This is a genomic window from Streptomyces sp. 8N706 (genome assembly GCF_052245415.1).
Taxonomy (GTDB): Bacteria; Actinomycetota; Actinomycetes; order Streptomycetales; family Streptomycetaceae; genus Streptomyces.
Genome location: NZ_JBQQBW010000236.1, coordinates 1 through 1587, shown reverse-complemented (window position 1 = coordinate 1587; position 1587 = coordinate 1). Strand labels below are relative to the sequence as shown.

Genomic DNA, 1587 nt, shown 5'->3' with positions numbered 1-1587 from the left:
CCAAGACCGGGAAGTTAGCCGGGGGACGTGGCGTGTCAAGGGCGGAGATGGGCTGGGTTGACGTGGCAACGGAGCCCCTGTCGGACTGTGAGTGTCGAAGTCGCAGTTCGAGGGAGCTCCGTTGTCTGTTCAGTGTGCCACCGTGCCGCCGACGCGTGGCCGGTCCGGGGTATGGCTGCCCGGTCAATTAGGGGTGTTGACCAGGTGGGTGCCGCCCGTTCTGGTCGATGAAGTGCTGGCTGTCACGGGCCGGGTGGAGAAGCGGGTACGGCTGTTGCCAGCGCGGGTGGTGGTCTACTTCGTGCTGGCCATGACCCTCTTCGGAGACTGTGGCTATCGCGGTGTGTGGGCGGCGCTGACGGCCGGGCTGCCAGGGCGGTTGGTGCCTGATCCGTCGGCGGCGGCGCTGCGGCAGGCCCGCCGCCGGCTGGGAGCCGCGCCTGTGGCCCTGTTGTTCGACCGGTTGTGCGGACCGGTCGGCACGGAGGGGACGCCGGGGGTCTTCTGGCGTGGACTGCGGGTGGTGGCCTGGGACGGCACAAGCGTGGAAGTAGCCGACAGCCCGGCCAACGTGGCCCACTTCGGCCGACACGCAAAGGCCACCAGCCGTCCCGCCGGCTATCCGCAGGTGCGGCTGACTGCCCTGGTCGAATGCGGCACCAGAGCGCTGATCGCGGCCGTGTTCGGGCCCATGCACGATAAGGAACTGTCGCAGGCCCGTCGCCTGCTGCCCTCTCTCGGACCGGGGATGCTGTTGCTGGCCGACCGCGGCTACGACGGCTTCGAAGCCATCCGCGACGCCGCGGCTACCGGCGCTGATCTGTTGTGGCGGGTGCAGGCCGGACGGCTGCTGCCGGTGATCCGGCCCCTGCCCGACGGAAGCCACCTCTCCCAGGTCCTCGACCGCCGGTCCGCCGACCGCCTGGCCGCCTGGCAGCGCCGCGGACGCCGGACACCGCCACCAGAACTCACCAAAGTGACCGTGCGCGTGGTCACCTGCCAAGTCACCGTCACCACCGGCGACGGCCGGCGCCGCTCCACCTGCGTCCGGTTGATCACCACATTGCTCGACCCGGCTCAGTACCCAGCAGCCGAGCTGGCCGATCTCTACCACCAGCGGTGGGAGATCGAGACCGCCTACTACGGACTGAAAGTCACCCTGCGCGGAGCGGACCGCGTCCTGCGCTCCCACACCGTCGAAGGCGTCGAGCAGGAGATCTACGCCCTGCTGACCGTCTTCCAGCTCACCCGCACCGCGATCACCGACACGGCCACCAGCGCCGGAATCGACCCCGACCGCCTCTCCTTCACCATCGCCCTGCGCACCACACGCCACACTGTGATCACCGCTGGCATTCCCACCCCGACCTGCCCGGCCCTGGCCGTCCTGGTCCACCCCCGCAACCTCGCCACCCGGCACAGACGATCGCGCGTCAGTCCCCGCTGCGTGAAGCGCACCCTGTCGCCCTACGCCTACAACAAGACCGCCGGCAGCGTCGGACGCAAGACACCCGCCTCGATCACCATCACACTCACGCCCCAGCCCACCCCGGCAGACACGGCCAGACCCTAACTTCCCGGTCTTGG

General features: G+C 69.6%; 1 protein-coding gene. It reads left to right on the top strand.

Annotation, left to right across the window (positions count from 1 at the left end; translation table 11 throughout):
• Nucleotides 1–91: 91 nt before the first annotated feature.
• On the top strand, nucleotides 92–1573 hold the full coding sequence (locus tag ACTWQE_RS34025; protein WP_443332953.1) for an IS4 family transposase: 1482 nt from the start codon (nucleotides 92–94) through the stop codon (nucleotides 1571–1573).
• The last annotated feature ends 14 nt before the right edge of the window (nucleotides 1574–1587 follow it).